Raw genomic sequence first — 4,793 nt, 5'->3', positions numbered from 1 at the left:
CCGTTGCGCTCGACCGCCAGCTGGCTACGGTGGTGGACCAGGAAGCAGCGGGCGCACCTGAACTCGTCCTGCTGCATCGGAAGCACCTTGACCGTGAGCTCCTCGTCGGCCAGATCGGCACCGGGCAGCTCGAAGCTCTCGGCCACCTCGGCCTCGTCGACATCCACCGCGCCCGACTGTGAGTCGACGCGCCGTGCCTTGAGCTCTTCCAGGCTGTCCTCGCCGAGGTCGACCTCGTCGCGACGCGGGGCGTCGTAGTCGGTGGCCATCGGTTTCACTCTCCCATATCGATGTTGTCGCTTCCGGTTGTAACGCCGGACGACGCTGTTTCGGTTCCGCTGGCCGGCCACCACTTGTGTCGGGCACCCGACCCGAGGACCGAACGGGTCGAGCTCGCTGGGGCGACTCCCCTGCGAGCGCGGAACCTTACCCCCCCTTGGGCGAGGCATGTATACCGCCCTTGCGGCTGAGATGTACGCCCCCGCACGCGAAGTTGTTCCCAATGTGATTCAGGCGACACGAAGATAGGGGTAGTAGTACCCGGTTCGCGGTCGCCGCGCCGGCATGTCGGGCTGTTTCCACGCGACGGCCGGACAACCGTTAACCTCAGCGGCGTATTCGACGGCCGGCGGCCTGAGCGATCGTTCCTGGCCGTCACCACCCACCTGAGGTCCGGGGAGTGCCCTGATGAGTTTTGCGCGCGTGCGAGCACTCGTCGTCGTCGGCCTGTTGGCGGTCATCGCCCTGGTCTTCGTCGTCGTCGCCGTGGTCCGCGACAGCCAGGGCAACGCGGGCACCGCGGCGGGTTGCCCCGAGGGTTGGCCACTGGCGGATCTGACCCTGCGCGAGCGCAAGGACGTCAAGATCAACGTATTCAACGCCACGGACCAGCCCGGCCTCGCCCACACCGTCGCCGACGAGTTCAGCAACCGACAGTTCCAGGTCAAGAAGACCGGGAACGAAAAGAAGGTCGACAGCGTCGCGGTGCTGCGGTTCGGCCCGAAGGGCGTCGGTTCCGCGCACCTGCTCCAGGCGTACTTCCTCAACAACGCCGTGCCGGGCTACGACCCGAAGCGCACCGACGACACCGTGGACGTGGTGCTGGGCAACCGCTTCCAGCAGCTCGCCACCACGACCGAGGTCAACCAGTCCCTCGGCGACTCGGGCCCGCCGGTGGCGCCCAAGGGCTCCTGCCCGTCCCCACCCGCCAAGTGACGGCGTAACCGCCCCGGCGTCAGGGACCGCCGGACGCGTCCAGGGCGGCCAGCCGATCGTGCAGCGGCGCGAAGAGCGCGGGCGGGGCCGCGACCACCAGGTCCGGCCCGGGCGGTCGACCGGCCAGGCCGGCGACCCGAACCCCCGCCTCGGCGGCCACCAGCCCGCCCGCCGCCAGGTCCCAGGCCGCAAGACCCTTCTCGAAGTACGCGTCGAGCCGCCCCTCGGCGACCAGGCAGAGGTCCAGCGCGGCGGCGCCGAGCCGACGGATGTCCCGCACGTGTGCGATCAGCCCGGCCACCACCCGCGCCTGGTGCGCCCGGCGGGCGGCGTCGTAGCCGAAGCCGGTGCCGACCAGCGCCTGCCCCAGGTCGACCTCGGCGGAGCAGCGCAGCCGGACGCCGTCGCGCCAGGCACCGCCGCCGGCCGTGGCGGTCCACTCCTCGCCGGTGCTCACGTTGCGCACGACGCCGGCGACCACCACCCCGTCCACCTCGGCAGCCAGCGAGACCGCCGAGTGCGGCAGCCCGTACAGGTAGTTCACGGTGCCGTCGATCGGGTCGACGATCCAGCGCACCCCGCTGCGCCCCGCGTCGGAGGTCCCCTCGCCGTACTCCTCGCCGAGCACCGAGTCGTCCGGGCGGAGCGCGGCCAGCGCGTCGAGGATCTGCCGCTCCACCGCCCGGTCGGCGGCGGTGACCACGTCGGTGACGGTGCTCTTGGTGGCGGCCACGACGACCCCCTCGGCGCGCATCCGGTACGCGGTGTCCGCCGCGTCCCGGGCGACCTCCAGCGCGATGGCCAGCAGCTCCGACGGCGGCGTAGCCGAGTTGGTCATGATTCGCCTCTTTCCGCACGCCGGGTGCAGGTGGGTGGAACTGGCGACCCGGCTTCCGAAGATCATCGTTCCCCACGCGGTGCGACGGCACCAGACCGGGATGTTTGCGCAGGGCATCCCCCTGCGGGGCCACCTGGCCCACAGGCGCGGACTGACCGGGCCAACCTCAGCAAATATGCCCCTTTAGGTTGGTAATGTCGCTTAAGTGCTTACCGCCCCGTCCGTGCTCAGCTCGCAACCGTTGCCCAACCGCGACCTGGTGGGGCCACCACCGGCCAGGCCGCCGGTGGTCCCGGTGATCCCCGCCGGCACCCTCGCCACCACGTACCCGCTGCTCAGGCGGCGGTTCGGACACGATCTGCGCACCGCCGGGCTCGACGACGGGCGCCCTTCGCCGGCCACGCGGCTATCATTACCGCGAAGCCAACATCTCCGCCGCGCTGACGGTCCCCACCGGCGGTACGCGGTGCGGAGCAGGATGATCGCCGCAGACGGCGTTACAATTCACCCCTGCCCACGCGGCACGGACCGCCGATCACCGGCCGGACCGTGACACGGGGGTCCCTCAACCACATCGCCCGGCACGGTAACCCTCGCTGCGCTGGACGAACACGCCGTGCCCGCTCTTCGCCTCCGGAAGGTCATTCGTGACAGAACCCCGCCAGCCCGGCGCCGACGTTCGCTCGCTCACCGACACCCTGATCGCCCACGCGCAGAGCGCCGGTGGCCAGCTCACGTCGGCCCAGCTCGCGCGCACCGTCGAGTCCGCCGAGGTGACTCCGGCCCAGGCCAAGAAGATCCTGCGGGCGCTCTCCGAGGCGGGAGTGACCGTCGTGGTGGACGGCTCGGCGAGCACCCGTCGCCGCGTCGCCGCGGCCCGCTCGACCACGCCGGCGTCCCGGGCCACCACCGCCAAGACCACCAAGAAGGCAGCCGCGCCGGCCCCGAAGCAGGCGCCCGCCGCCGACGACGCCCCGTCGACGCCGGGCCCGCGCAAGGTGGCCGCCCGCAAGGCGACCGGCACCGCCGCCGAGGCCGCCGCGGCGACGCCGGCGAAGGCGACCCGGTCGACCCGAGCCCCCAAGGCGACGGTGGCAGCGGCTGCCGGAGCCAAGCCGACCAAGGCCGCCGGCAAGGCCAAGGGCGAGGGCGCCGAGGGCGAGATCGACCCGGAGGAGCTGGCCGCCGCGATCGAGGATGTGGTGGTCGAGGAGCCGGCCGAGCTGGCCCAGGCCGCCGAGACCGACGCCGCCGCCTCGGCGACCGACAACGACTTCGAGTGGGACGACGAGGAGTCCGAGGCCCTCAAGCAGGCGCGACGTGACGCCGAGCTGACCGCCTCCGCCGACTCCGTGCGGGCGTACCTGAAGCAGATCGGCAAGGTTCCGCTGCTCAACGCCGAGCAGGAGGTGGAACTGGCCAAGCGGATCGAGGCCGGGCTCTACGCCGCCGAGCGGCTGCGGGCCGCCGACGAGGGCGAGGAGAAGCTCGTCCGGGAGATGGTCCGTGACCTGGGCTGGATCTCCCGGGACGGCGAGCGGGCCAAGAACCACCTCCTGGAGGCGAACCTCCGACTGGTGGTGTCGCTGGCCAAGCGCTACACCGGCCGTGGCATGGCCTTCCTCGACCTGATCCAGGAGGGCAACCTCGGCCTGATCCGGGCGGTCGAGAAGTTCGACTACACCAAGGGCTACAAGTTCTCCACGTACGCCACCTGGTGGATCCGACAGGCCATCACCCGAGCAATGGCCGATCAGGCCCGTACCATCCGCATCCCGGTGCACATGGTCGAGGTCATCAACAAGCTCGGCCGCATACAGCGTGAGCTGCTCCAGGATCTGGGCCGCGAGCCCACTCCGGAGGAGCTGGCCAAGGAGATGGACATCACACCCGAGAAGGTGCTGGAGATCCAGCAGTACGCTCGGGAGCCCATTTCACTGGACCAGACCATCGGCGACGAGGGCGACAGCCAGCTCGGCGACTTCATCGAGGATTCCGAGGCCGTGGTTGCGGTCGACGCGGTTTCCTTCTCGCTCCTGCAGGACCAGCTCCAGCAGGTGCTGCAGACGCTCTCCGAGCGTGAGGCGGGTGTGGTACGCCTGCGCTTCGGCCTGACCGACGGCCAGCCTCGGACGCTCGACGAGATCGGCCAGGTCTACGGGGTGACCCGGGAGCGGATCCGGCAGATCGAGTCCAAGACGATGTCGAAGCTGCGTCACCCGTCCCGGTCGCAGGTCCTCAGGGATTACCTGGACTGAGCGGGTTTCGTCAACCCAACGTGTCGTTTTGACCACCTGGTGTGCAACACCAGATGGTGATCGTCCGGATGCACGAATGTGATCGTTGACGTGGCACCCTGGGTGCACGGCACACTGTCCCTTCCAGGTGTGACCTCGGTCCCCCGCGGGCACACAGGGAAGGCAGTGCCTAGTAAGGGTGTTGCACGATAGGTGAGCAACGACCGAAGAGATTGTTCATCGGTGACGACCAGAGGAGGAAGGCGATGACCCCGACCCTCACGCCGCCGCCCGAGACGGTGGCGCCCCCAGCCGCCGATGAACGGTGCGACCGCTGCAATGCTGCCGGGAAGCTCCGGATCACTCTGGCGGGTGGGAGCGAGCTGGTGTTCTGCGGGCACCACGCGAACAAGTACGCGGAGGATCTCGTGAAGATCACCGAGCGGTTCGCTACGGAGCCCGATTTCAGCTGGCGTGGCGCCGATCTGATGGCGAACTAAATC

General features: G+C 69.9%; 5 protein-coding genes. 3 read left to right on the top strand and 2 right to left on the bottom strand.

Annotated elements, in window-relative coordinates:
• The coding region (locus KBX53_RS22655) for a DUF4193 domain-containing protein (protein ID WP_210861507.1) at positions 1 to 269 on the bottom strand (269 nt) is incomplete at its 3' end.
• Between the two features lie 433 nt (positions 270 to 702).
• Here KBX53_RS22655 and KBX53_RS22650 point away from each other — a divergent pair.
• Positions 703 to 1,215 carry a LytR C-terminal domain-containing protein gene (locus tag KBX53_RS22650; protein ID WP_030337437.1) on the top strand — a complete coding sequence of 171 codons (513 nt, stop codon included), beginning with the start codon at positions 703 to 705 and terminating at the stop codon, positions 1,213 to 1,215.
• Between the two features lie 19 nt (positions 1,216 to 1,234).
• Here KBX53_RS22650 and KBX53_RS22645 read toward each other — a convergent pair whose 3' ends face one another.
• Positions 1,235 to 2,053: an inositol monophosphatase family protein gene (locus KBX53_RS22645; RefSeq protein ID WP_210861505.1), complete on the bottom strand. Its 819-nt coding sequence runs from the start codon at positions 2,051 to 2,053 to the stop codon at positions 1,235 to 1,237.
• Positions 2,054 to 2,700: 647 nt separating this feature from the next.
• Between KBX53_RS22645 and KBX53_RS22640 the strand changes: the two genes are divergently transcribed.
• Together KBX53_RS22640 and KBX53_RS22635 are read left to right on the top strand one after the other, a co-directional pair.
• Complete coding sequence (locus KBX53_RS22640) at positions 2,701 to 4,311, top strand: RNA polymerase sigma factor (protein WP_210861503.1); 1,611 nt, start codon at positions 2,701 to 2,703, stop codon at positions 4,309 to 4,311.
• A gap of 245 nt (positions 4,312 to 4,556) precedes the next feature.
• Positions 4,557 to 4,790 carry a hypothetical protein gene (locus KBX53_RS22635; protein WP_030337431.1) on the top strand — a complete coding sequence of 78 codons (234 nt, stop codon included), beginning with the start codon at positions 4,557 to 4,559 and terminating at the stop codon, positions 4,788 to 4,790.
• Positions 4,791 to 4,793 lie beyond the last annotated feature (3 nt).

The sequence above is a fragment of the Micromonospora sp. M51 genome (assembly GCF_018070305.1).
In the GTDB taxonomy this organism is placed as follows: Bacteria; Actinomycetota; Actinomycetes; order Mycobacteriales; family Micromonosporaceae; genus Micromonospora; species Micromonospora parva.
Note: the sequence above shows the minus strand (reverse complement) of the source record. Positions and strands in the feature narration are given on the sequence as shown.

Coding starts and splice junctions, on each gene's coding strand:
- KBX53_RS22645 (WP_210861505.1), bottom strand. CDS start 2,053: ATGACCAACTCGGCTACGCCGCCGTCGGAGCTGCTGGCCATCGCGCTG.
- KBX53_RS22635 (WP_030337431.1), top strand. CDS start 4,557: ATGACCCCGACCCTCACGCCGCCGCCCGAGACGGTGGCGCCCCCAGCC.